Annotated in this window: 29 protein-coding genes; 1 reads left to right on the forward strand and 28 read right to left on the reverse strand. The window is 58.8% G+C overall.

Annotated elements, in window-relative coordinates; translation table 11 throughout:
* Positions 1-53: 53 nt before the first annotated feature.
* From F8N43_RS08485 to F8N43_RS08580, 20 genes are all read right to left on the reverse strand, one after another.
* Positions 54-365 (reverse strand): phage tail assembly protein, encoded by a 312-nt coding sequence (locus F8N43_RS08485; protein WP_150653580.1) that lies wholly within the window; start codon positions 363-365, stop codon positions 54-56.
* 12 nt (positions 366-377) lie between these two features.
* On the reverse strand, positions 378-881 hold the full coding sequence (locus F8N43_RS08490) for a phage major tail tube protein (RefSeq protein WP_150653581.1): 504 nt from the start codon (positions 879-881) through the stop codon (positions 378-380).
* A gap of 12 nt (positions 882-893) precedes the next feature.
* Positions 894-2060: a phage tail sheath family protein gene (locus F8N43_RS08495; RefSeq protein ID WP_150653582.1), complete on the reverse strand. Its 1167-nt coding sequence runs from the start codon at positions 2058-2060 to the stop codon at positions 894-896.
* Between the two features lie 104 nt (positions 2061-2164).
* A complete protein-coding gene (locus tag F8N43_RS08500; RefSeq protein ID WP_150653583.1) occupies positions 2165-2524 on the reverse strand; it encodes a phage tail assembly chaperone in 360 nt (119 codons plus the stop codon).
* Positions 2525-2526: 2 nt separating this feature from the next.
* Positions 2527-4410 (reverse strand): phage tail protein, encoded by a 1884-nt coding sequence (locus F8N43_RS29500; RefSeq protein WP_224787798.1) that lies wholly within the window; start codon positions 4408-4410, stop codon positions 2527-2529.
* Positions 4403-5011: a phage tail protein I gene (locus F8N43_RS08510; protein WP_150653584.1), complete on the reverse strand. Its 609-nt coding sequence runs from the start codon at positions 5009-5011 to the stop codon at positions 4403-4405. Before F8N43_RS08510 ends, F8N43_RS29500 begins: the two co-directional genes overlap by 8 nt.
* Positions 5008-5895, reverse strand: a complete 888-nt coding sequence (locus F8N43_RS08515) for a baseplate J/gp47 family protein (RefSeq protein WP_150653585.1) — start codon at positions 5893-5895, stop codon at positions 5008-5010. The genes F8N43_RS08510 and F8N43_RS08515 overlap by 4 nt, the downstream gene beginning before the upstream one ends.
* A complete protein-coding gene (locus tag F8N43_RS08520; RefSeq protein WP_150653586.1) occupies positions 5892-6218 on the reverse strand; it encodes a GPW/gp25 family protein in 327 nt (108 codons plus the stop codon). Before F8N43_RS08520 ends, F8N43_RS08515 begins: the two co-directional genes overlap by 4 nt.
* Positions 6219-6223: 5 nt before the next feature.
* The gene (locus F8N43_RS08525) at positions 6224-6439 is read right to left on the reverse strand and encodes a hypothetical protein (protein ID WP_150653587.1); all 216 of its coding nucleotides are present in this window, start codon (positions 6437-6439) and stop codon (positions 6224-6226) included.
* Positions 6440-6493: 54 nt separating this feature from the next.
* Positions 6494-7099: a phage baseplate assembly protein V gene (locus F8N43_RS08530; RefSeq protein WP_150653588.1), complete on the reverse strand. Its 606-nt coding sequence runs from the start codon at positions 7097-7099 to the stop codon at positions 6494-6496.
* Positions 7096-7599, reverse strand: a complete 504-nt coding sequence (locus tag F8N43_RS08535) for a hypothetical protein (protein ID WP_224787799.1) — start codon at positions 7597-7599, stop codon at positions 7096-7098. Before F8N43_RS08535 ends, F8N43_RS08530 begins: the two co-directional genes overlap by 4 nt.
* Positions 7574-7936 carry a hypothetical protein gene (locus tag F8N43_RS08540; protein ID WP_224787800.1) on the reverse strand — a complete coding sequence of 121 codons (363 nt, stop codon included), beginning with the start codon at positions 7934-7936 and terminating at the stop codon, positions 7574-7576. The genes F8N43_RS08535 and F8N43_RS08540 overlap by 26 nt, the downstream gene beginning before the upstream one ends.
* A gap of 23 nt (positions 7937-7959) precedes the next feature.
* Positions 7960-8274 carry a hypothetical protein gene (locus F8N43_RS08545; protein WP_150653590.1) on the reverse strand — a complete coding sequence of 105 codons (315 nt, stop codon included), beginning with the start codon at positions 8272-8274 and terminating at the stop codon, positions 7960-7962.
* Between the two features lie 65 nt (positions 8275-8339).
* Complete coding sequence (locus tag F8N43_RS08550) at positions 8340-10385, reverse strand: ClpP-like prohead protease/major capsid protein fusion protein (RefSeq protein WP_150653591.1); 2046 nt, start codon at positions 10383-10385, stop codon at positions 8340-8342.
* On the reverse strand, positions 10324-11859 hold the full coding sequence (locus F8N43_RS08555; protein ID WP_150653592.1) for a phage portal protein: 1536 nt from the start codon (positions 11857-11859) through the stop codon (positions 10324-10326). The genes F8N43_RS08550 and F8N43_RS08555 overlap by 62 nt, the downstream gene beginning before the upstream one ends.
* Positions 11856-12065, reverse strand: a complete 210-nt coding sequence (locus tag F8N43_RS08560) for a primosomal replication protein PriB/PriC domain protein (protein WP_150653593.1) — start codon at positions 12063-12065, stop codon at positions 11856-11858. Before F8N43_RS08560 ends, F8N43_RS08555 begins: the two co-directional genes overlap by 4 nt.
* Positions 12053-14104 carry a phage terminase large subunit family protein gene (locus F8N43_RS08565; protein WP_224787801.1) on the reverse strand — a complete coding sequence of 684 codons (2052 nt, stop codon included), beginning with the start codon at positions 14102-14104 and terminating at the stop codon, positions 12053-12055. Before F8N43_RS08565 ends, F8N43_RS08560 begins: the two co-directional genes overlap by 13 nt.
* Positions 14067-14618, reverse strand: a complete 552-nt coding sequence (locus F8N43_RS08570; protein ID WP_150653595.1) for a terminase small subunit — start codon at positions 14616-14618, stop codon at positions 14067-14069. The genes F8N43_RS08565 and F8N43_RS08570 overlap by 38 nt, the downstream gene beginning before the upstream one ends.
* 174 nt (positions 14619-14792) lie before the next feature.
* On the reverse strand, positions 14793-15527 hold the full coding sequence (locus F8N43_RS08575) for a hypothetical protein (RefSeq protein ID WP_150653596.1): 735 nt from the start codon (positions 15525-15527) through the stop codon (positions 14793-14795).
* A 26-nt stretch (positions 15528-15553) separates the two neighbouring features.
* Positions 15554-15898 carry a phage holin family protein gene (locus F8N43_RS08580; RefSeq protein WP_150653597.1) on the reverse strand — a complete coding sequence of 115 codons (345 nt, stop codon included), beginning with the start codon at positions 15896-15898 and terminating at the stop codon, positions 15554-15556.
* 330 nt (positions 15899-16228) lie between these two features.
* Between F8N43_RS08580 and F8N43_RS08585 the strand changes: the two genes are divergently transcribed.
* Entirely contained in the window at positions 16229-17497 is a 1269-nt protein-coding gene (locus F8N43_RS08585) for an AAA family ATPase (RefSeq protein ID WP_150653598.1), read from the forward strand.
* A 106-nt stretch (positions 17498-17603) separates the two neighbouring features.
* On the opposite strand, the gene F8N43_RS08590 is transcribed toward F8N43_RS08585, so the two are convergent.
* The 8 genes from F8N43_RS08590 to F8N43_RS08625 all read right to left on the reverse strand — a co-directional run bounded on the left by F8N43_RS08590 (position 17604) and on the right by F8N43_RS08625 (position 22888).
* Positions 17604-17993: an antiterminator Q family protein gene (locus tag F8N43_RS08590; protein ID WP_191630111.1), complete on the reverse strand. Its 390-nt coding sequence runs from the start codon at positions 17991-17993 to the stop codon at positions 17604-17606.
* A gap of 4 nt (positions 17994-17997) precedes the next feature.
* A complete protein-coding gene (locus F8N43_RS08595; RefSeq protein WP_150653599.1) occupies positions 17998-18318 on the reverse strand; it encodes a hypothetical protein in 321 nt (106 codons plus the stop codon).
* Positions 18290-19603: a tyrosine-type recombinase/integrase gene (locus F8N43_RS08600; protein WP_150653600.1), complete on the reverse strand. Its 1314-nt coding sequence runs from the start codon at positions 19601-19603 to the stop codon at positions 18290-18292. Before F8N43_RS08600 ends, F8N43_RS08595 begins: the two co-directional genes overlap by 29 nt.
* On the reverse strand, positions 19600-19902 hold the full coding sequence (locus F8N43_RS08605) for a nuclease domain-containing protein (RefSeq protein WP_150653601.1): 303 nt from the start codon (positions 19900-19902) through the stop codon (positions 19600-19602). Before F8N43_RS08605 ends, F8N43_RS08600 begins: the two co-directional genes overlap by 4 nt.
* A complete protein-coding gene (locus tag F8N43_RS08610) occupies positions 19893-20102 on the reverse strand; it encodes a hypothetical protein (RefSeq protein ID WP_150653602.1) in 210 nt (69 codons plus the stop codon). The genes F8N43_RS08605 and F8N43_RS08610 overlap by 10 nt, the downstream gene beginning before the upstream one ends.
* Complete coding sequence (gene dnaB / locus F8N43_RS08615; protein ID WP_150653603.1) at positions 20102-21481, reverse strand: replicative DNA helicase; 1380 nt, start codon at positions 21479-21481, stop codon at positions 20102-20104. Before dnaB ends, F8N43_RS08610 begins: the two co-directional genes overlap by 1 nt.
* The gene (locus F8N43_RS08620) at positions 21474-22181 is read right to left on the reverse strand and encodes a helix-turn-helix domain-containing protein (protein WP_150653604.1); all 708 of its coding nucleotides are present in this window, start codon (positions 22179-22181) and stop codon (positions 21474-21476) included. Before F8N43_RS08620 ends, dnaB begins: the two co-directional genes overlap by 8 nt.
* A gap of 284 nt (positions 22182-22465) precedes the next feature.
* Complete coding sequence (locus tag F8N43_RS08625) at positions 22466-22888, reverse strand: phage regulatory CII family protein (protein WP_150653665.1); 423 nt, start codon at positions 22886-22888, stop codon at positions 22466-22468.
* Positions 22889-22894: the final 6 nt, after the last annotated feature.

Below are 22894 nucleotides of genomic sequence, written 5' to 3' on the forward strand. Positions count from 1 at the left end.
AGAAACTGGTCTCTTTGGCCAAGCGCCGGGCCAGTGCCTTAAGCGTGTGTGCGTTACAGCTCGTCTTCTTCGACCAGGCGAAAATAGCCCGCCTGCAGGCGGTTGTAGTCCTTGATTTTCATGGTCGACAGGTCCGCGTCAGTGGCCATGATCAAGCTGCAAAACAGGTTCTTTTCCATCTTGTCCATGGCGCCACCACCGGCCACCGTAGCGGCCTCCATGTCTTTCACGCTGGGCGCGCGCATGGTGACCTTGTCGACGAGGACGCCACTGATATTGGCCTTGTAGGCCAGTGTTACGGTCACGCCGTCCTCGGTCAGTTCCAGCCACTTCGGCAACGGCTTAGTCAGACTTACTTGTGTCATGTTCAAATGTCCTTAAAGGCCCAGGGCCGAGCGTTCAGCCGCCAGTTGATCGACACCGTCGACCACCTGAATCATGTTGAGGGGATCGATCTCGTATATCACGCGACCGTCGATTTCGAGCTTGTAGTAAACGAGCTTCAGCGCGTGCTTGATCTCGGCCGGATCGGAGGGCTTCCAGTCGCCCATGTCGACCTCTTTGATGCCACCGCGCATGGTCACCACCACCGGCGTGACCACACCCTTCAAACCCCTGTAGGCCGCACGAAACACCACGTTGCACGCGGTCTGATCGGCCAGCCCGAAATACTTCAGCGACTCGCGACGAATGCCGTTGGTGGTAAACGCCGCCTCCAGCTTGTCGAGGCCGGTGGCCAGCTCGATCGGCGCCGACATACCGCCGCCCTGATAGTCGGCGACCTTTTGCGTCAGCTTCGGCAGGGTCAAGGTCGGCACGTCGCCGGCGAAACTCACGCCGTCAACAAACGCGGCGCAGTTGGTGAGAACTTGAGGAATCATTGAGCGGCCCCCTTAGGCGGTTTCAAGAACTTCGGTCAGCCATTCGTTGGTGACTTCAATGAGGAAATTCGGGTTTTCGGCCGGCGGCACGTCGGTGAAACGGATGCGCCAGAAAATTTTGCCCTGCTCGATCTGGCTGGCCGTGTTCCGCTCCTTGTCCGCGTAGACTTCGAAGTTGATGATCGCGCCGGCGTTCTTCTGATCGCGCATGAATGCCTGAAGGCCTTCGGTCACGTCCTGCACGTAGGTCTTAGTGATCGAGCGGTCAACCGCCCACTTGTGCCCCGCCTGAATCGCATCCATGAGGATGTCGCAGGTGCGCACGCGGGTGACGAATGCCCACTTCGGATCGCTGGACAGCGTCCGGTTGCCCCACAAGCGATAACCGCCATCACGAATGATCGTGGCGATGTTGGCGTTGTTCAGCAGGTTGGCCCGGCAGGTTTCGTCACCGTCCAAATACTCAATCGGCCGGGTGGTGCCGGTGATGCCGACAAACTCCTTGTTCGACGGCGATGCCCAATAGCCGTAGTTGGCATCGGTCCAGGCAAACAGCCCCGCCGTCCACGCCGAGCCCGGCGCGTCGATCGTCGCACCGGCGATCGTGTCCCAGTACTTTACGCCGGGATCAACCATGTACAGGCGCTTGCTGCCGAACTCCAGGGCGTAGGCCATGGCCGCCTCATCGGTGGTGTTCGGACCGTCGAGGATGGCGATCGCGCGCAATTTACCGGCCAGGGCATCCATGGCGGTGGCCACCGCTTGCGTGGCGGAATGCTTCGGCGCGATCAGCAGTTTCGGCTGGGCGTTGTGCTTGCTTTTGCCGTCCAGCAGCGCTTGCAGACCGGTACGCTGCCCCGAGGCCAGCACGCCACCGATAATGGCCGAGGTTTGCAGCGCGGCGTCTTCTAGCTTCGGCACGCCAATGGCGACGATCACCGCTTTGGCGCGCACGTAAATGGCCTGGCACGCTTTGGTAATCGCCGAATCCGCCCCGAACGCCGCAATGGCTTCACGCTCGGTCGTGATCAGTTTCAGCTCGCCGGCCAGCGCGTTGCCGCCGCCCAGAATACCCGGGGTGAAGGTGTCGCACAGACCGATGATCGACGACGACGGCAGCGAAATCGTCCGCGCGCCGGTGTCGATCAGCGAGGTGGTGACGCCGTGATAGAAACTCATAGGGCTCAATCTCCAGAAACAAAAAAGCCCCGCGTGAGCGAGGCTGTCAGGGATGTTCGTGTTACGCGTAACGGAAAAGAAAACGCCCCGTCAGTGCGGGGCGTTTATTCGTGTTGCTCGGCGATCCACTCCGGCGCCGTTGGCCGGTGCTGGGTATCAGGGAAGTCAGGCGACTGAGGCCAGTCGCGCAGGCCCTGCATGTACACCAACAGCTCGTTGAATTGCTCGGCCGTCAGCGTGGCTGAATCTGAAATTTCCAACTGATCACGGTGCCGCTCGCGCAACCACAGCACCGCCGACAGCGCACCGTCACGCCATTCACGCTCAATATTTACAAGCGTGGACGGCTCTACCGCAAACAAATCTGGACTATCGTCCGGCAAATACTCTTCGGCGAAACCAGGCTGAGAGTTGGCGAACCGACCTGTTACATATCCCGCTTCATTGCGCTGCACAAATGGCATAACTATTCCTCCCAACCTAGTGTTAGCAACGAAACCTTCCCTGACCCGTTTCCTCTTGCCCGAATTTGGCCGCTCGCATTTGTCTTGATGAAAAGCTGCATGCCTCCAGAGTCAGAAGCGCCGTCAGTGATAACCCCGAAACCGCAGGTAAAGCCCGTATAAATACCGAAATTCGCAGGAGCCAAATCAGCGGTATCGAGCCCGCTGAGGTACACAAGCATGTTATTTGCCCACACAAATGCGTTTAGCTGAACAACCACAGGAACACCGGTAGGGACCGACAGCCCGAAGGAAACAGCGGTGGTATTGATCGATGTGTCAGCCACATCCAAAATTGGCGTAACCCAACGAAAGGCGCGACGACCTCGCATCAAATCCATCACGAAAGGTCGGATAACCCCTCCCGAGTCGGTGCAAATGCTCCCCACCCGAGAAACCAGCTCATAGCCGGCCGGAATTTGTGGCGCCGTAGGGCTCAAGGAAAACAGCACGTCGGCCTCTCCACCGGCAACGCGGCGCAAAGCGAAAACGTGATACCACTTGCTGGCCGAACGAACACCGGTATCGAGCTTGTTGCCGCCAGTTCCTGCCGACCATCCACCTGCCGCCTGCAATACACCACTGATAATTGCAGACGAAATAACCGGGTTCCCAGCCTCTCGCGCTACACCAGGGCCAACGTCGATTGTCGTGCCCGGCGCGGCGCCGTTCATCACAAGGCAGAAGCCAGACAAATGGCCCTGAGGGGTCGCCACGGCAACCTGCGCCGCCAGAGCAGCAATGTCGATATTTCCCTGATTGATCGGCGCGTTCCAAGCCTTGATGCACCACATCACCGCCAAGTTGCGCGGGCGGGTTTCAGTGCCACCGGTTGCGGTAGTCACAAAAGCGCCGTAGCCACCTGACGTGTACGGTGAGTTAGGGCCGTTCGCCATAGGCCCAGTATCTTTACCAAAGAACAGACCCGTGCCGTGGGCGTGAGACTTAAAATCATCAGCCTGATTACTACCAATCGCCCGCCCAGCATCCACCCCGCGCCCATGGTCCCAACCCCGCAGGAACTCGCCGCGCGATTCTGGTAGCCGAAAGTAACCGGCGGTTTCGGTGCCCTTATTGAACGCCGTTCCCAAAAATGCCGCCAGATCCGGGTATTGCGCAATGGGCCACTCGCCGCCGTTAATTTCCAGAAACCCGGGCGGGATCTTGTGCACTGGAAACGCCACCATGCTACCGACCGGCAATGCCGAGGCTTGAGCAATAATCGCATCAATTTCGGGCTTGGTGTAGGTGTCCTTGATCCCGAAACCGGCCAGTGTTTCCGGGTTATCACCCGACACCACCACCCCACGGTTATTGACGGTGACACGTCGGAACACACCGGGCGTCTTGTTCGCCGGCAATACCTCCAGAATCGCCGCATCCACGTAGGCCCGCGAAGCCAGCACAATCGCCGGATCGATCTTTAGCGTGATGTTGCCGGCACTGGTGACGATGAAGTTCATGCGCACGATTTGCGTGCGGCCCGAACCTTGCGACAGGGCCGGCTTGAAGCTCGGCGCGCAGTTGGCCACCGCCACCAGATCCCCGTCCGCGTCGTACAGACCGATTTCGCGAATCCACTTACCGCCCTCATCGGCCGGAATGATCTGCTCGGCGATGATCACCGCCGGATTGTTCGGGTCGATCTTGAGCTGATTCAGCGGACGGCGGCGCCATTCATTGATCAGCTTGGTTTGCGCTGCATTAGGGATCGGGTCGGTGCCGCTGGCATCCCCCACGCCCATGTCGGTGATCTTCCAAGGAATGCCGAGCGCGTCGGCGTTCGCCTGCTTGACCATCCCCACGTTCGTGAGGATCGCAAAAAACTTCGAATTCGCATCAATCATAATAAACGTCCAGGGTGTCTATGGAGTGTTCGCGACCGACCACGCCAAAGCGGCCCGTGACCTCGATGTCACGCATCACCGGCGGGTAGACGTCGATTTCGTCGCCCTCGAAAAGGGAAACGGCAATGTTCAAATTGCCCTGAGTTTCGAGGCTGATCGCCAACCCGGTCAGCTTGCGACTGACAGGCTTGGCATCGTCGATCAGGCGATCCAGCTCCTGATACATTTCCTCGGTGATCCCGGTGTCCAGTACGCCGACCTTGAGCGCAAAGGTGCCGGGCACCCCTTCGGGCACCGTGTTGAACCACTCGACGATCTCGATCAGGTAGCCCAAGGGCTCAACCACCCGGCGCAATGCGCCGATGGTGCCCTTGTGGGCATGGATGTAATACGACGCGGCAATGGCCCGGCGCTTGGCTGCCTCCGGCCATCGGTGATCCCAGCGATCGACCGACCACGCCCACGCCAGATGCGGCAACAAATGCACCGGACAGGTCTGAGCGTTGTAGAGCGTGCGTAGCGGGACAATCGTGCGTTCGTAGAACGATTCCTCCAGGGCGCGCTCCAGTTGCGTGCTATTGCTCGGCAGCAGGCTCTTCATCCCGGCACCTTCGGCACCACGCTGTAGCCGGTGCAATACGCCGCCTGAGCCTTGGTCGGGGCCAAATCCGCCCACCCGGTCAGCTCAACCCGGGAAACGCCGGCCACGTGTAGCTGAGCATCGACCGCCGAACGTGCGACCTCCACGCCCAAGCGTTTGCGCGGGTTGATCCAGGCGGCCAAGCGCTTTTCGGCTTCCGCCAGACTGGCGTCGCTCTCAGGACCGGCGCTGTTCATGTGCAAAATGGCGTCAATACGGTAGTGAATAATCTCCGCGCTTTGCACCTTGACCCGATCACCCAGCGGCCGCACGTTCTCATCATTTAGCGCCGCGGCGACGGCGGCCAACAAGTCGGGGCTGGCCACCCCTTCGCCTTCCGAACTCAACACCGTTACCGTAACGTCGCACGGCGATGGACTTTCCGCCGTGGCATCCATCACCAACCCCGAAGCGTTGCGCGCGTGAAAGATGTAGCTGTTGCGCGGCCCCGCCGTGGTCAGCCCTTCAAAGGCCAACTGGATGCGCTCACGAAACGGGTCGTCCTTTTCCTTGATCTCCGGCACTGGCGGCACCGCCAGCAGATCCTCGGCTTGAATCACCAGGCGCTTCAGGTTGACGTTCGCGCCCAACTGATCCAAGTCACTGCCGATGGCATGGGCCAGCAGCAGGGCCTTGGCCGCGTCGTTGACCCGGGCGCGGTTGCCGAGCTTGATGTAAGCCCCGACCTCGAGCACCTTGGTGACCGGGTCGCTCTCCAGTGTGGCGGTCCAGTTTTCACCCATGGAACCACGAAACACCGCCAGCCCTTCCTCGTAAGTGTCTTCGAAGTCCAGGGGTTCCAGCACTTCCGGCGCCGGCAGCGCCGACAGATCCAAGCCACTCATACACTCACCTCCACCATAAAGCGGTCGCCGAGGTATTCGCCGGCAATGCGCAGATCGATTTTCCCGCCCAGCACCGCCAGCACCCGCACGCTCTCCAGTCTCAAGCGCGGCTCCCAGCGCCCCAGGGCTCGGGCCGCCTCGGCCTGCACCGAGCTTTTCCAGCCGGCGTTAACCGGCAGGTCGACAAATTCGTGGAGCTTGCTGCCGTATTCCGGCCGGTGCCGACGACTGTCGAGCCGCGTACCCAGGACATCGCCCATGGACTGCCGCAAGTGCTCGATGCCGGAAATGGGTTGGCCGGTGTGGCGGTCCATTCCGATCATCTAACTCACTCCGCTTGTGCAAATTCTTCGTTGGCCTTGAGGTAGCTCACGGCCGGTTCATCGGACACGGACACCTCGACCACACCGCGGGCCACTGCCAGTGTGCGGCCCGTGTCCGGAATGATCAGGGTTCGCGAGGTGTAAACCTTGTCACGAAAGGTCAGCAGCAGATCCTCCGCCGGCGAGTGTTTCGTGGCGGGCTGTTCGGTGGTCTTGGCCATGTTTTCTCCAGGTATAAAAAAACCCGCGCGCGGCGGGCCTCAGAGGGTTATTGATTAGTGCGTGTGACGGTTGCTGTTACCCGTGGTATCCATGATCGAGCCAGCACTGGTGATGTTCTTCGTGGCGTGTAACGTCCCGTCGATCACCACCGCACCGGTCAGCTTGATGGCCGTCGATGTCAGTGTGATCGAATCAGGCATTAGCGCCGCCTCGGTGCCGCCGACCTTGGCCGTCACGGCGTTATCCGTAACGACCACCTCGGTACTGCCGACCTTGATGGTGACCGTGCCGCTCGGCAAGGTGATGGTGTAGCTCTTGGCCTGCCAGTCGTAGACCAGCGAGCCGCCATCATCAAACCGCCAGACTTCCACATGGTCGCGGTTGTCGGGCTGGCTGCCGGCATCCCCGTACAACCCAGGGATAAAGGTGCCCATGCCCGCCTGCCCGCTGGGGTTGAACAACACCCCTTGCTCGCCCAGGCTGGGCGCCCGCCAGTGACGCGCCTTACCGGCCGCGAGACTGTGCCAGCGCACCCAGGCGCTCGTCCATTCGCCATTCGACACCCGCACCGCCGGCGCCGCCAGATCCACGCCGACCACCACGCACGGCATCAGCATGGCCGCAATCATGCGGTCATGCTCGGCACTGGCGTAACTCACAGATCCTCCGGATTCACCGGCCCGTCGCCGGGGTCCATGTCGAACACCAGCGAGCCCGGCGGCTCGTCCGGCCAAAGCCATTCGGCCTCACCCACTTCAAAGTGCTGAATCCACTGCACCGACCACATGACAAACTGCTCCAGCTCTTTGGTCGGGGCTTCTGGTTGTGCATGAATATGCAACGGCGGGCCCAGGACAAAATCCAAACCCCACCATTGATCTTTCAGCGCCGCGGCCATTAGCGACGCCAGAATGGCCGCCTGCAATGACGCCTTTTCACGATCGGCATCGATCAGAATGCAGGATTGAAACCGGCCGATCAGCGCCGTTTTCCCCTCGCCCCGATCGGTGCCCAGCGTCATGTCGGTCAGACCATACAACAGCGCCGGCGTCCTGACCTTGGAGCCCAGCTCAGGAAACGCCTCGACGTGCAGCACCTTGGGCATCGCCGCGCTGAGCGTGGCGGTGATTGCGTCATGTAATGTCGTCAGCTCGCTCATCGTTCGCACTCAGTACCAGATCAACCATGCCCGCGCCGTCAGGGCGCAACCGGCTGACCTTATAGAGCCCGCCGCCCACATTGGCCGGCAGCTCGATGGTCAGTAAATCGCCCCTTTTGACACCGATCACGTCGACCACCCGCACGGTAAAGGTCGGCTCCAATACTTCATCGGCATTGATCGTCGCGCCCAACCGCTTGCCCGCGCCCTGACCGCCGCCACCGATTTCGGCGCCGACAAACGGGGAAGCAAAGGCGCCCGAAACTGGACGCCCATCGGCAAGCGTCGCCGGGTCTCCCAGGCGACTCACCAGCAAGGCGTCCATGCGATCGGCCATGGCCCGAAAGCGATCGCCCGGCATTACTGAACGATCAGCACTTCGGCATAGCCGCCGACCGAATCGGTCAACAGCTTGCCGTAGGGGGCAGAATCCGCCGTGCCGTCGGCGACCAAGGCGCCGGCTTTCACACTGGCTTTCATGCCCGCCTTCAGCCCGGCATCCGCCGGAACGCTCCAGTTGCCCCCGGTGCGGTAGACGATCACGGTGCCCTTGGCGCCGCCCTGCAAGGGCATCACAGCCAGATCATTGATCACCTGCGGCACACCCGCGACAGAACCGCCGGTGGGGGCCGGCAAGGTGACGGTTTCGCCATTGCTTACATAGTTGGTAGACATAGACTTTTTCCCTCTTCAGAAACAACAAACCCCGCACAGGGCGGGGTCATGGGATGGGCGACGTGTTACGCGCCAGCGGACTTGTTCAGGCCGCGCGCATCGAGCGCAGAGACACCGGCGTCAATGCGAACCTTGGTCGCAATGCCGTCGCTGGTGAAGCCTTCCATCTGGTCGATGTACGGAACGTCAACGCCATCCAAATAAGCCACTTCGATGGTGTCGCTGCCTTGCTTCGCGGCCAGATACCAGGCCGACGACGAATTGTCGTCCAGGCGCGGCTCGCCGATCACCTGGGCGAAGTTCTGAATCGGGTTGACTACGCCGGCGTTGACCTGAGCGGTCGGCACCGAAGTCGAACGGATCAACTGCTTGGCTTGATCTTCCAGCGCCACCGGGCACAACAGGAATGCAGGACGGACATTCAGCGTGCGAGTCTTCTCGCCCTCTTTGGCCACCTTGCCCTTCTGCAACGCCATAGCGGTTTTGGCCGCGCTCATTGCCGCGATCGACAGCGCCGAGCCGGCACCGGTGAACAGGTTTTTACGCGAGGCGTCGAACAGCGGTTTGCCGTCCTTCATCTTGCCGTTGTTGATCAGGGTGTCGTACACCAGATCACCGACCGTTGCGCGAGCGGCAGCACCCATCAGCCGCGGAATCCCGCTCAAGGCATCAAGGTCGTCGTTAATGATCGCCTGACGGTTGATGCTGAAAATCTCGCCGTAGGTGGCCAAGCGGATCGTCTCGCCGGTATCGCCGAGGGTGATGTACTTGTATTCAGCACCGGGGCGAACTTCACGCAGGGTCGACATCGAGCCCAAGCCGACGCGGTTGGCCACCTTGAAGTCGCTCAAACGGCCTTTGCGAGTCCACAGGTGATAGGTTTCTTCGGCATCCTCCCAGCCCGCCAACAACGAACGATGCGAGGCATCGAGCAGGATGTTGCCGAAGTCGCTGGCATCGTGGGTAAACGCCAGACCGACCATGTCCATCGGGCGCAGGGTCGCCACACCAATGCCGCGATCGGCCAGCGACGCGCGGGCCAGTTCACGCAGGGTCATGTGGTTGTAAGCGTTGTCCGCTTGGTTGTCTTGGATGCCGAGGCGGCCCAACAGCGAGGCCTGCACCGAGTCACCCACCAGATTGCCGTTGCTGACATGGCCCGGGTGACCGAGGCTGCCGGTCGGGGTGGTCTTTGCACCGATCGCCGCCAACAGCTTGGCGTTGGCTTGCTCCAGCGTGCACGCCGTGTCGCCCAGGCAGGTATCGCGCAACGCCTCATGTCCGGCAAACAGGGCAAAGGCGCCACCGATGGCAGTACGGCGGGCCGCCTCGGCCTGCACACCTTGGGCCATGATTTGCTCGGGAGTCAGCGCATTCAGCACTGGAGGGGTAGGCTCAGGATTGGCCGGTGGGGTTACCGAGCCGCGCGGGCCGAACAGGTTTTTAAAGGTCTCGGGCATTTTGTTGAAGTCCTGCATGCGTTGTGAATTGAGTTTGGCGAAGGTTTCCAGGGCATCCACCAGTGCATCGGCGAAACCCAGCTCGACCGCCTCGGCGCCGGTCATCCATGTTTCAGCGGCCAACAAGGCCTTGACCTCGTCGACCGTCTTGCCGGTCTTGCTGGTGTAGGCCGCCACCAGCGAATCCTCGACCTTGTCCAGCAAGTCGGCATAGCGGCGCATTTCCTCGGCGTCACCGCCCTGAATGCCCCACGGCTTGTGCACCATGATCATGGCGTTGGCCGGGATGCGAATCACATCCGAGGCCATCAGCACCACGCTGCCCATGGACGCCGCCAGACCGTCTACGGTGCCCTCCACCCGCGCCGGGTGGTTCTTGAGCAGGTTGTACATGGCCATGCCTTCGAACACGTCGCCACCGGGCGAATGAATGTGCAGGTTGATTTGTGACACGTCACCGAGGGCTTTCAGATCCCGGGCGAACTGATTGGCCGAAATCCCCCAGGCGCCGATATCGCCGTACAACATCAGGTCAACCACGCCCCGCGCCGCGGCGCGCAGCTGATACCAGCTCTGCCCGCCGTCCGGCTCAGTCGTCTTTGGGGCCGCCCCCTGAGGCCGCATCAGCGGCCCGTTGTTTTTCGTCATCATTGGGCTGATTCTTCCCGTAGATTTGGTGGTAGTAGTCGGAGCTGAATACCAGCCCGTCCTCGCGGTTCGCGGCGACTTCCGCCAGACGCGACGCCTTGAGTTCTGAAGGGTTGCGCTGCCGCGATCGGGCCACTTCGGCCTCATCGGCAAAACCGGCCTCGACCAGCAGCTTCCAGGCCGTGGCCTCATGCACCGGATTGATCCAAGGCATCACCGGGCCTTGATAAAACGCGCCGTAGATCGTTCGCGGGTCGACATCCGCCGGCACGACCAATTGGCCGCTCATGATCGCGATGCGCAGCCATTCGCGATAAACCGGACGGCACCAGTAGTCGATAAATTCGTGCTGTAGCAGGTCATAACCCAACTGCCCCTCGACCAGCTCCTGACGCTGGGCCGAGTAGGTGCCGTCGTAGCTGCGCGCCACACTGGAATAGGTACTGCGCGTGCCCGCCGCGACCGCCTTAAGCTGGCCGTTGCGAAACCCCTCAAGGAACGGGTTTGGTCGATTGCTTTCAATCATCCCGATGTCTTCACCGGGCAGCAGCGTGTCGATCACGATGCCCGGCGCGATCGGGAATGTTCGTTCGGGTCGGCTCTCGCCGGAGGTCGGCGGGACGAAGTCGTCAGGCAAGCCCTTTTTGATGTACATGGCCAACGCCGCGCTAATGCGCGCCGCGACCCGCTCGCTTTCCTCGTAGTCCTTGATGTCCGCCAAACGGATCAGCACCGCGTGCAGCAGCGGCTGGCCACGGTTCTGACCAATGCGCTTGCGGTGCGCGATGTGAATCATCTGCTCGACCGGCACCCGCTTGGTCTTCTGCGCCAGATTGCCGCCCAGGTCGCCGGGGTGGGTCTTCAGCAGGTGATAAGCCCGCACCCGGCGCCAGGCATTGCGCTCGACGCCCTGGACGATGCCCTTGGATAAATCGGTGTACTCAATGGGCAAGTAATCCGGTTCCAACAGCTCCAGGGCGAAGGGCACACCGTGCAAATGCTCGTAGCCCGGCACCTTGCCGATCAGCTTTTGCGCCAAGGTTTCGCCATCGCGCAGCCAGGTGCGACAGACCAAGCGTTCCATTTGCGGCCGGCTCAGTTCCCCGGACGTCTCCGGCTTGAGCGACCATTCCCCCCACAGGGCTTTGATCGCGGCCGCAAAATCGACATGCACCGCACCGTCATAGCCCAGCGGGATCGGCTCCACCGCAATGCCGGGGCCGCCCACCACGCGCTCTTCCAGGCGGTCAAACAGGCCGGTGACAAGGTCGTGATCCTCGTCCAGCTTGCGGCACTGCTCACGCAACGATTTCAGCGTGCGATTCAGCGAGCCGTCGGCACTGCGCGCCTGTTTCTTGGCCTTGTGCGTGCGGGTCACCGTGGCCGCCTCAAAGGCCATGATCACGTTCCGGGCGCGCAGGCGCTCGGCGACCATGCCGGGAAACAGCGGCGCCAGGGCTTTATCGAGCAGGTTCAACCGAACGTCGCCAGGGAATAACCCGGGCGCCCCCCACGCTGCGCCATGGCCACACGCCGCTCCCACTCCAGCCGGCCGGTGCGGATGGCTGGCAAGTCGGACATGACGACCCGGCGGCCGTTGAACTGCACGTCTTTGCCGGCCAGCACGTCCGCCTCGGCTTGCAGGTACTTATCAAGCATTTCCTGAGGTGTTAACGCAGCCATGCGCTCGCTCCTGTTTCAATCCAGCCGCCGGCGGCAGGCTGGTGGTCGGGTTGAGATTGGATCGGCGCCGGGGCCGGTTCTGGCACCGACTCGACAACGGGTTGATCTGGCTCGGTGCCGTCTTCGGGATCGTCCGGTTCGTCGGACACCTCCCACATGCCCGACGCCGTGTTTTGGCTGGCCAACAGGTCAAGGTCGAGGCCGAATTTTTCCTGACAGATCCGCAAGGCCGCCAAGGCGTACACAAAGCAGTCGAGCGCCTCGTTGCGCCGCTTGCTGGCATCCCAACGCAGCACGCGGCGCCCGCGGGCCATGATCCACTTCTTGGTTTCACTGGTGATCTGCTTCAGTTCGTGCTCATCGCAGATCTGGTCATCGGCAGGAAAATGCACCAGCCCCGGCACCGGACGATCACCATCCGGCTGCAACTTGAGCCGGTTGTAAATCACCTCTTTGGCGTTGTCGGTACCAATTTCGGTCAGGTAGGTTTTTGACTTCTTTTCCTTGCGCCGCGGGAAGCTCGCAATCGGCTTGCCGTAGGTACTGGCCCCGAAGATCGGTATCACCCAATGCACGCCATGCTTGCGGCTTTCAGCCCGGACAGCGTCCGAATGGTGGCCGCCGGAGTCCCAGCACCACCGCTCGACCCGCATCAGCGCACCGTCAGCACGGGTGAACATGCGGTGCAGCTCAAGCCCCACCTTGCGCTTGAGCACCGCACTGGATGGATCGCCGTACAGAATCTTGCGATAGATCAGCCACGCCTCTTCGCCGGCCCCCCAACCCCACACCCGCAATTCGTAACGGTCGTCCTGGGTATCCACCGAACCGGTCAGCACGACCACTCGCGGCGGCACTTGAGCGGCGTACACCTCACGCCGTCCGTGCAACAGCTCCCAATCGACTTTCTCGGTCTGGTCTTCCTCCCAGGTCTCGCCCAACGTGGTGTTGGTAAAGGTCTTGAGCTTGCCCCGGTCCTTGCCGGCCTTGACGCGCTCGTCGGCGATTTTTACCCAAGTGGTGAACGTCGAATACACCGTCCAGATATGGAACGTGAGCCGCCGCGGCGTGCGCACCGGCGTATCGTCCGCTTCGAACCACTCGATACTGTCGCGCGTCCAAATGCCGGTCTTCTCGCAGATGTACCGGCCGGTTCGGGACGCCTCGATCATCTCGTGGTGTTCGAACGTACAGCCGTTACCGGACTCGCACAGATACCAAGCCTTGACGACCTCGCCGCGCTCATCCTTCAGCCACTTGATTCCAAACGCCTCATCCGGGCCGCCCCACTTCAGAGTCTGCTCGGTGCGGCAATGCGGGCAGCGAATGTGAAAGCGCATCAGGTAGGCCGATTCCTCGGCCGCCCGGGTGATCTGGCAGGTGCCAGCTAACTTGGGCGTAGAACCGCGAATCGACTTGGGATAGGTCGCACCCTCCAGGCGCTTATCGCCGAGGAACGTCGGCGAACCCTCGCCGTCAATGTCTTCATCGAAGTTCGACAGCTCGTCATAACCCACTTCGTCCGGGCTTTTCTCGCGGTAGTTACCGCCGGCCGTGCCACCCAGCCACCACAGCACCTTGCGGTTTTCGAAGACCTTGGATTCTTGGGTGTTGTCGCCGTGTTTCTTTCCGCACCAGGGCGCCAGGGCCTTGATCACCGGCACGTCGCGAATCATCGGATCGACGTGCTTTTTCATGATGTCTTTGGCGTCGTCGTCGGTCGGACTCCACATGCAGACGCTGCGCTTTTTGTGTTCGATCTTGTAGGCGATGTTCGCCACCAACATCTTGGTGTAACCCACCCGCGCCGACTTCAGCAGGTTCAGTTCTTCGATCAGGTCGTTGCCCATGGCGTTTAGCAAGGGCACTTGAAACGCCTCGGTGGTCCATTTGCCTTCGCCGTAGGACGACTCTGACGACATGTAGAAATACTTGTCTGCCCATTCGACCGCCGTTAGTGGCGCATCTTTGTGCAGGCTCTTCAGCCCGCGGCGGACAGCGTCAACTAGCGACCTCATCCAAGGTGGCGATGTACTCATCCAAAAGCTCCGGCACACGGTCAGCCAGCCCAATAGCAGCGTTACGCGTAACGGCAATTTCGTTCTCGACGGCATCAAGATGACGCACGGCGATATCGGGGTGCTTGCGTTTCACGAGCTTGGGGATGGTGTTAAGGGTTACGGCCAATTGCGCCGACAACTTGGACAGCGCGAAAGTCATGAAAGCGACCGGGGCCAACTCCTTGTCGCCGATCTTGTTTTTGCGGGCTTGGGCGTCGGCCTGCTCCCGGGTCAGTCGCAGGCGCTCGCAATCGATCTTGTAGCCAATGAGCGGATCGACTTCCTCGGCGCCCGGTTGTTGCTTCCCGGTCTGGTGTTGCAGGCGGTTATCCAGCACCGACCGAACGTCATAAAACGACTCGCGGCCGATCTTCGCGACTGCCGCGACGTCCCATTTATCAAAGGCCTGCACCGAAATACCGAGGCTGTCGGCCATGTTCTTCTTGTTCAGCCAGCCCGGCTGCCGCGTGATCGTGATGATCTTGGAAGACATAACAACAACCAACCTCTGGAAAAGGGTCATACATAGCGATGAGGCGGGGCCCGAATTACCCCCAATGGGGGTGGGGTCTGGGAGTACCTTCTGGATTTCACCCCGAGGCCGCCTGTCAACGAAAACCGCACGAAAAGGGGATGTTTTTCGACATTTCGCGCCCTCGACGCGTGATCAGCGAGCCGACGCGCGCGCATCGGCGAATGCCTGGGCAAACTCGGCCGCGTGGTTCGCCTTTACGATGTTCTCGCCGATCTTGAAGAACGGAAAAATGGTGCGGTAACGCGGCGCCGATGCGCTGAAGACAAAGACCGGGCGGACTTCATCACCCTTACCGACTCGCTCCCACACTGCCCGCGAACCATCAACCTCACCAGAGAAGTACCGATGGGCGTTTCCTTTGGCGTTGCTTCGCCGGCTGTTAGTGGCATTGGCCTGATAGCCCGCGCGCATCGAAGCGGCGCCCAAGCCCGAAAGGATCTTGGTCATGGTGCCGCGCGAGACGTTGCCGTATTGGTTCATGAATGGCGCCGTGGGAACGGCATACTCACTGGACTGCATGATGCCGCGCGCAATCAGAGCCTTTTCAAAGCGCTTGTGCGGACGCAGACCACCAGCAACAGCCTGTTGAAGGTAAACATCAGCGGGGATGCCAGACGTCCATGAGTCCTTGAAATACACCTCGGCCGGCTTACCAGCAGTAGTGGCCGCCTTCGTAAACAGGCTGTTCAGCGTGGTCGGTGTCGGTCGATCAAGTCGCGTCTTCATCACCGGGATCATGCCTTTTTTGACCCGCTTAGCTAGCCGGGTGGCCATCAATACCCGCGCAAAGGGCACCTGCCGCCGGGCCATATCGTCCAGCTCCCAGAGAACTGGGGCAGCATCCAATCCAATACCTACCTTGAACACTGCACAACCCTCCCCTCTGCCAGCTATTACTGATCGCCCAATTTTTTGGTTGTCGGTGGGCTGCTAACACCCGCCTTCCTGGCCAAAAACTGGGTGTAAAGGCCTCCCGCGACATCTGCCCCAATCACCGCGATCACGATGCCCAGTCCCGCAGCTAAATACAGGTTGTTCCAGAGCGCCATTGCTAGCAGCAAAGTAGCCATTCCCAGAAGACCGGACGCGAGAAACCGTAACGCTACGCGTTGCAGGATCTGCTGTAGGCCCAGGTCACTACCTGACGCTCTCAGCATCTCTCCTGATAGGCCCGCCATGCTCAACAGTATCAACAGCCAAAGGGGTACATCCGCGAGAGCTTGTTGCTCTGTGCTCATCTGTAGTCCTCAAATAGGTTCGGCCTCCATGTCACTGTCATCCGCGCAGAGCAAAGAGGCAGGCATGGGGCCGAAAACGAAAAAGCCCCGCTCAATGGCGGGGCTTGTAAGTAGGTACAAAAAACCCGACTCATTGGCCGGGTTTTTGAAAGCGTCTCGCTGCGTTCACAGCAACACACGCTGCTATGAAAACAGATCTATTCCGCGCGGAAAACACCTTTTTGAAGGGAAGTCAGCTACCCTACGGAACAGCCTACACAGAACAATTTTAACGCAATCACAGTCGACAAGAATCGAATTCAGACTGTCAAACCAACTACGGTAATAAGCATGCTCGACCTAATCACTGACAAAGTCACACGCTTCTATTTGAACTCTAATGATTTTAATGGATACCCTGTTCACGCCCTAAAAAAAGACTTCAAACTTAATAACACAAAAGCAAAACAGGTGCTTGTAGACCTCGTATCGAGCAACCTTATTGAAGTAGTCTTTGGCAACATTCACCCGAACCCCCACATCAAAGCATTTTCAGGAACGTCTGTAGCCCAGCAACTAGAATTCCTTGATACGCTAGAGTTCTCAGATCATTTCTGCCTCTATCCGGTGCCGCAAACTCTAGAAGGATTTCCCGCACTTCCCGACTTCACGCCAACACCCTACACAAAACTGCTTGCACTCGGCGCCGGCCAACTAGACTTCAGGGTGTTTGATCTATCTGTACTCGAACATTATCGAAATGACCCTCGCTACCATTACGAAACCGACTTTATCAATGGAAACATATCTATACGGGACGAATATTTCGAATCGTCTTCTATGCCCGAGCACGATCAAATATTACTGCAATCCTTTGGCTTTGCTCACGACAAAGACCTAAACAGAGCAGTTGCAGTTTTCTTAAGGTATCTTTCCGACCTAAGCCCAGAACACCAGGCTATATGGAAAGCAAAAGAACTTTGCGACGAGCATCAGCTCCATCCTGGTTACTTAGCAAATAGCATGGGTCACTGGGGAACAAAAATATCAATATTTTCTGCCTTCACTCAAGAAATTGATTTAATCAACAAAATGGCAGAAATCATCAAAAAGCCACCTTTATTCCGAAAAAGCTTTATCAATGAAAAGCCAAGAGACTTTGGATTTCTGCTTCGACCCACACTAGCCGAGTTTAATAAGTTTGTTTTACTGCTAGACCAAATGATGTCGGACAATCTGAATAAAAAATTCTTCTCGCCTGAGCTAGAGCTTGAAGAGGACAATGAAAGACCTGACGGCAAAATCGAAGTTCGCCAAAAAGGCACAATTGCGCTTCTTGATGAATGGGCACACACTTGCTTCGTCGCTGAAGAAGAGGAACCAATAAAAGAGATGATGGATGCGTTTCGAAAAGTACGAAAGTTAAGGCAAAGTCCTGCACACTCTATTAAAGAAGACGCATTCGATCAAAAATATTTCCATGAGCAAAGGGCTCTGATGATAGAGGCTTATAGCGCGATTCGAATGATACGCTTAATCCTTTCCAACCATCCATCGGTAAAATTAGAACCACCAAAAATAAGCGACTTCTTGTACAAAGGTAAAATTTGGACTATTTAACACACCCAAAAAAAAGTAATTATCTTTATGTCACAGCCGGCACATTTGTGCCGGCTACTCAGGAATAGAGACACCTCCTATAGAATTAAAGCATCATAGGTACATGTCATGCCGCATCACGCTTCTCACTCACTGCACAGTCGATCCACGCAGCACCAGCCCTAGCTAACTCACGAGCTTTACCCTCGCTGATCCGATAGTGCTTACCTACACGCGCCATCGGCCATTTCGCACCAAAGTACAACCAGATAATATCGCCCATTTGCTGATCTCGGCGCGTGAGCAGGGCTACCGCGCGGTCAATGACAATAGCCCAGTCATCGGTGATGCAATAATTTTTACTCGCGGACACTTGCGTAACTGCTTGCCGCATCAACGCGAACGTCGGGGAAATGTAGGTAGGCAATCCTGCACCATCCATTCGCCACCATCCCCACTGCTCAAGTAGGTATTCGGTATCTCCCAGTGGTCGCCCTGCCGGCTTTCGAATCATCATGTTCTCAATCCCCAGTGTAGTTTGTTCCGCCCGCCCCCAGGCGGTTCGCTTTGTCGTTTTTGCTCTGTAACCCATCCACCTGGCTCGGGCTTTTCAGAGCCAAAATTTCACGTTGTGCGTGCTGTAATTTGAAACTCAACTGAGTGACCAACTCGTCGGAAGAAAGCACCAACTTGCTGCCCCTAACAACCCAACCTGAACCGTTGCAATCAGTGCAAACCAGTTCATAAAACAAACCTTTTACTACCGCTTTTCCCGCGCAGATCAAGCAAGGCTCGAGCTCGATCCGTTCACGCTTAAAGCCAGGCACTCGCCCTTTCTGCATGATTTAAAACCTCGCCTATGGTTGTTTCTTCAGTGGTCTTGCTGGCCTTATGTTCTGTGGCTTGCAGTGAATTACCAGAATCTTCAAATCTAAAGCCGGTCAATCCGTGAATCGCTGTAAAGCCTTTCTGATCTAGATGCGCGTGCCACCGTTCGAGGGCGTCACGCTTGCGGCTCATCACGTCCGATTGGATGTACACCTTCACGTTGTGGCCCATCGCGTGGTTGATCAGCAGTTCACCAATCAGGTGATCGATCCCGAGATCTGCCCAGCCAGTGCGGGCCACCTTGCGCAGGTCGTGACTGGTCCACTCGCCCTGCCCCAACCGACGGAACACGGCGCAGCCCTGAGCCTCACCCAGCGCCTTGCCGTTGCGCGCCGGGAACAGGCACTGGCCCTCATAGCCTCGGGCGTATTGGCCTTCGCGGTACCGGGTCAGCAGCGTGCACACTTGCTCGGTCAGGGGCAGGTGATGCTCGACACCGGTTTTCGTGTGCTCCGCTGGGATGAACCATTCCCGCTCGGCCAGGCTAATGTGCGACCAGCGCGCCATGCGTGTTTCCCCGATCCGCGTGCCATGGCAGAGCATCATCAACGCGAGCATCGAATCCAGCGGCGCCGTAGTCATGACTTTGGCCAGTTGCTCGAGCAGGCCTTCCAACTGAACACCTCGCAAGCGCGATGGCTTGATACCGACCTTTGCCTTGGAGAAGTCATTGAAGCGGATCGCCGCCATTGGATTGGACGAGACCATGCCCAGCTTGGCCGCCTGCCTGAATGCGAGGGCCAGCAGCTGGAACGCCGAGCGCACGTAGTCGATGGAAACTGTCTCTTGCAGTGGCCACATCAGCAGGGTATCGAGCGTGGCCTTGTCGATGCCGATCAGCGGCAGCTCTCCGAGGCGCGGCTTCAGATGGCACTTGATGATCGAGGCGCCGGTGTTCTTGCGCTTGGTCGATAGATTGCGATCGCGCGACATTCGGTCAGCGAACCAGTCAAGCAGTTCGCCGACAGTGTTCCACTTCGACAGGCTCGCGCCCTCCCCGGCGGCCAGACGCAGCCGAAGCGACGGCAGCGCCGCTACGACCTGTTTGTGAATCAGCTCGGGGAACGTGCCGATGGGATTCCATTTGCCCTTCAGCACCAGATACCACGAACCACCTGTGCGGGCCTTGTTGAAGCGCAGGTACAGTCCTTTGTTTTCGAGGTCGCGCACGTCCTGCACTGTGCCCGCCGATTGCCGCTTTAATTCGGCATCGGTGACCTTCACCGCAGCAGTGCTCATGTAGCCCCCTTTACGGTAAGAATTCCGGCCCGAATCAAGCCTTCGTGGGTTTCAGCAACGGCGCGTGGCATATCATGCCAATCGATGTCGCCGGCGGCGCGACCATCGATTACGTCGTGACAGGCGCAGCAGGCATACACCGCGACGGTGTCGAAGCCCTTCATACCCATGCCCTTCTGCCCGCAAGGCAGATGCGCGAGGACGGTGGTTTCTGGATTGTGGTTGCAGATTCCCGGCATCCGGACGGTGCATTCCTGGCCGTTGGCGGAGGCTCGGAGCTTCTTCGAGGTCACGCGCATGGCGGTCTACCCGTCGTGACGTCGACGACTTCGTAGGTACCCGGCCACATCCATGCGCCGTAACGTCTGGCCATGGCCTCATCCGCGAACAATGCCAGTGCGTGATCCGGCGGAGAGCTCAGGTCAACCTTGAACGAGCAGCAGAACACCGCGAAACGGTAGGTGGACGGGTCCGGAACAGCGAGTCGCCTTGTATTCATCAAAACGAATCCTTTTTGCGGTAACGGCTGGCTAGGCTGGTGACTTTTTCCGGCTGCTTGACAGGCTCCGGCTTCCACCCGGCAGCAAGGTTTTCGAAACGGTTAAATTGACCAAGAAACGCCGTGCGGACAGTGCCCATCTCGATGTCGCGCCCCTTGCCGATGATTATTTCGGCAATGCCTTTGGCTTCCGTGTTTTCGTGATAGACCTCGTCGCGATACACGAACAGGATCACATCGGCGTCCTGCTCAATGGCTCCGGACTCCCGCAAATCAGAAGGGATTGGGCGCTTGTTCGGACGCTCCTCGCATTTGCGGGAGAGCTGGCTGAGCAACACAACGGGGATGCCCAGTTCCTTGGCGAGCAACTTGCAGCCGCGGCTTATGCTGCTGACCTCTTCGGTCCGGTTGCCGCCCTCGCCCTCCACCAATTGCAGGTAATCGATCATCAGCAGGTCTAGGCCGTAACGCATTTTGTGGCGGCGAGCGAGCGAACGGATGCGTCCAATTGACGAGCCAGCTCGGTCAGCGATGTACAGCGGAGCGCGGCGAAGTACCCCAGCAGCGGCCTGTAGTTCAGTGCCGTGTGTCTCGCAGGCGGTTCCGTTTTTCACCAGCGTTAGTGGGATGCGCCCCTCGGAAGCCGTAGCCCTGTCCACCAGCTGACCTTTGTTCATCTCAAGGCTGATGACGAGCGCTGACTTGTTTTGGCGCACCGCCGCATCGATTGAGAACCCCATGGCGAGCGTGGTCTTGCCCATGGCAGGACGGCCGGCAACGATGTACAGGTGATCTGGCTGTAAGCCACCCAGCTTTTCATCCAGATCTTTCAGGCCGGTGGATAAACCGATCAGCGTTTCACCGCGAGAATGACGATCATGGCGTTCCTGCCAGACCTCGATCTGGTCGATCAACACGTCACCCACCTTGACGATGTCGTCATCACCCGAACCGCAATCAATCGCCATGGCCGCAGCCTGAACAGCGGCAATTTTCGCCTGCGTGTCCTCGGTACCTTGGGATATTTCCATCGCTTGGCTGCCAAGCTCGTAGAGCGCCCGGTCAATAGCGCGTTCACGAACGATCTGTGCGTATGTTCTGGCGTTAGCAATGCTCGGAGTGTTTTTGACGATTTCGGCGCAATAGGCGAATGCCGGGCTGCCGTCGTCCATCGAACCGACGTGATTACCCACAGTCAGGAAGTCAACCGCCTGACCAGCCGAACGGATAGCCATGATGCTGCGGTACACATCGGCGTTTGCCGGGAAGTAAAACGCCTCTGCCGACAAGTCTTCAGAAAGCGTATCGATCAGGTCTGGGCGCTGCATCATGGCGCCCAGCAGGCCGTGTTCAGCCTCGATGCTGTGAGGGTCACGCATGATAGTTACCCTCAACGACCTTGACGAAGTTGCTCGGTGCAATCAGCCAATCGAAGTTGCAGCGGAAAGGAGTGCCCCCGGAAGCGGATACCTCCCCCATCAGGAACTTGCTCGAACGCACCAAAGCGAAGTACTCAGCCCAGAACTGGAGATCCTGATGGACTTCGCTTTCATTCCAGCGAGCACCGATCTTGGCGATCCGATCCTTGGTCAGCATCACGACGCGAGGAAACTCGGGAATGGTCTTGTTGAACAAGTCCACGATTGCCTGAGTCGGGCATTTCGTCTTCGAGACTTTCGGCGTTTGCTCATCGCCGACAAGAGGTGACGGTTCACTTGATGGTTCTATTACGGTTCTGGGTGCAGCTGCTGCGGGGGGTTCTGTAGTGAGCTGCGGGGGTGATGGTGCAGCTGCTGCGGGGTGCGACTCTCGCGGGGGTGCATATGCTGCTGGGGTTAGGGTGTACATTGTCGAACGACCCATTCGCTCACGAACTGACAGCAACCCAACCTGCCCCAGCCACTTGATTGCAGTTTGAACTGTCCGTTCAGCAAGGCAGGTTCGCTCCGAAATACGGGCAACCGAAGGCCAGCAGACGCCCTCGTCGTTAGCATTATCTGCCAGCGATATGAGCACAGCCTTTTGCGGGCCGCTCATGCCCTGCAACGGCCAACACAGACTCATAATGATGGTGCTCATGCAGAAACATCCTGGACAGTTGCCAGTGATGCCTTGAGGTGATTCAGGCATTGCCGGCAGAAGTGAGATTTGGATTCGTGCGAGTACTGCGAACCAACCATGAGGGCGGCATTCATCGCTGCAGACTGGCTTGCATGGTGGTGTCGAGACACTTTTGCAGACTGGTCATAAGGTGTCGCGACATCACCGGAACTGTTGACTCTGGGGGTCTTATTGGTCACTATTCACCTCGAAATGAAGTTGTACTAAGCCGCCCTGCCAGGCGGTTTTTTTATGCTTGCAATTCAGGCGGCTTTGACCGAGCTTTCAAGCAAATGCAGACTTTCGCGGACATGACCGATCTCGTTGAGAATGTCGGTCTTTTCACTTAGCGAAACGTGCTGATCATCCAGTGCTTCGTGCACTGCGATAGTCAGGTCTGCGACTTCTTTGCCGACGTGCACCAGAGACGCGGTCAGCTCCTTAGGTGCCGGAGCGATCTTTGGAACGAGTTCAAAACCAAACTGATCGGCCAAGGCTTTCAGCGGACGCATGTCCTCGGTGTGCAGCAAGATTCCGAACAGGTGCTCAATAGTCAGGTGATGCGCCGCGTTGTCCGGGTTCGAGCGCTGGAGCAAGCTCACGTGTGCCATGCACATCTTCCCGGCCAGCTCCTCTGCCCCACTTTCCTTGACGGTGGTGTGGCAAGCCCTCAAGAAATCTTCCATTCGTAA

Source organism: Pseudomonas fluorescens (assembly GCF_902498065.1).
GTDB classification, from domain to species: domain Bacteria; phylum Pseudomonadota; class Gammaproteobacteria; order Pseudomonadales; family Pseudomonadaceae; genus Aquipseudomonas; species Aquipseudomonas fluorescens_BJ.

Coding starts and splice junctions, on each gene's coding strand:
- F8N43_RS08485 (WP_150653580.1), bottom strand. CDS start 365: ATGACACAAGTAAGTCTGACTAAGCCGTTGCCGAAGTGGCTGGAACTG.
- F8N43_RS08490 (WP_150653581.1), bottom strand. CDS start 881: ATGATTCCTCAAGTTCTCACCAACTGCGCCGCGTTTGTTGACGGCGTG.
- F8N43_RS08495 (WP_150653582.1), bottom strand. CDS start 2,060: ATGAGTTTCTATCACGGCGTCACCACCTCGCTGATCGACACCGGCGCG.
- F8N43_RS08500 (WP_150653583.1), bottom strand. CDS start 2,524: ATGCCATTTGTGCAGCGCAATGAAGCGGGATATGTAACAGGTCGGTTC.
- F8N43_RS29500 (WP_224787798.1), bottom strand. CDS start 4,410: ATGATTGATGCGAATTCGAAGTTTTTTGCGATCCTCACGAACGTGGGG.
- F8N43_RS08510 (WP_150653584.1), bottom strand. CDS start 5,011: ATGAAGAGCCTGCTGCCGAGCAATAGCACGCAACTGGAGCGCGCCCTG.
- F8N43_RS08515 (WP_150653585.1), bottom strand. CDS start 5,895: ATGAGTGGCTTGGATCTGTCGGCGCTGCCGGCGCCGGAAGTGCTGGAA.
- F8N43_RS08520 (WP_150653586.1), bottom strand. CDS start 6,218: ATGATCGGAATGGACCGCCACACCGGCCAACCCATTTCCGGCATCGAG.
- F8N43_RS08525 (WP_150653587.1), bottom strand. CDS start 6,439: ATGGCCAAGACCACCGAACAGCCCGCCACGAAACACTCGCCGGCGGAG.
- F8N43_RS08535 (WP_224787799.1), bottom strand. CDS start 7,599: ATGAGCGAGCTGACGACATTACATGACGCAATCACCGCCACGCTCAGC.
- F8N43_RS08540 (WP_224787800.1), bottom strand. CDS start 7,936: ATGGCCGATCGCATGGACGCCTTGCTGGTGAGTCGCCTGGGAGACCCG.
- F8N43_RS08545 (WP_150653590.1), bottom strand. CDS start 8,274: ATGTCTACCAACTATGTAAGCAATGGCGAAACCGTCACCTTGCCGGCC.
- F8N43_RS08550 (WP_150653591.1), bottom strand. CDS start 10,385: ATGATGACGAAAAACAACGGGCCGCTGATGCGGCCTCAGGGGGCGGCC.
- F8N43_RS08560 (WP_150653593.1), bottom strand. CDS start 12,065: ATGGCTGCGTTAACACCTCAGGAAATGCTTGATAAGTACCTGCAAGCC.
- F8N43_RS08565 (WP_224787801.1), bottom strand. CDS start 14,104: ATGAGTACATCGCCACCTTGGATGAGGTCGCTAGTTGACGCTGTCCGC.
- F8N43_RS08570 (WP_150653595.1), bottom strand. CDS start 14,618: ATGTCTTCCAAGATCATCACGATCACGCGGCAGCCGGGCTGGCTGAAC.
- F8N43_RS08580 (WP_150653597.1), bottom strand. CDS start 15,898: ATGAGCACAGAGCAACAAGCTCTCGCGGATGTACCCCTTTGGCTGTTG.
- F8N43_RS08585 (WP_150653598.1), top strand. CDS start 16,229: ATGCTCGACCTAATCACTGACAAAGTCACACGCTTCTATTTGAACTCT.
- F8N43_RS08590 (WP_191630111.1), bottom strand. CDS start 17,993: ATGATGATTCGAAAGCCGGCAGGGCGACCACTGGGAGATACCGAATAC.
- F8N43_RS08595 (WP_150653599.1), bottom strand. CDS start 18,318: ATGCAGAAAGGGCGAGTGCCTGGCTTTAAGCGTGAACGGATCGAGCTC.
- F8N43_RS08600 (WP_150653600.1), bottom strand. CDS start 19,603: ATGAGCACTGCTGCGGTGAAGGTCACCGATGCCGAATTAAAGCGGCAA.
- F8N43_RS08605 (WP_150653601.1), bottom strand. CDS start 19,902: ATGCGCGTGACCTCGAAGAAGCTCCGAGCCTCCGCCAACGGCCAGGAA.
- F8N43_RS08610 (WP_150653602.1), bottom strand. CDS start 20,102: ATGAATACAAGGCGACTCGCTGTTCCGGACCCGTCCACCTACCGTTTC.
- dnaB (WP_150653603.1), bottom strand. CDS start 21,481: ATGCGTGACCCTCACAGCATCGAGGCTGAACACGGCCTGCTGGGCGCC.
- F8N43_RS08620 (WP_150653604.1), bottom strand. CDS start 22,181: ATGAGCACCATCATTATGAGTCTGTGTTGGCCGTTGCAGGGCATGAGC.
- F8N43_RS08625 (WP_150653665.1), bottom strand. CDS start 22,888: ATGGAAGATTTCTTGAGGGCTTGCCACACCACCGTCAAGGAAAGTGGG.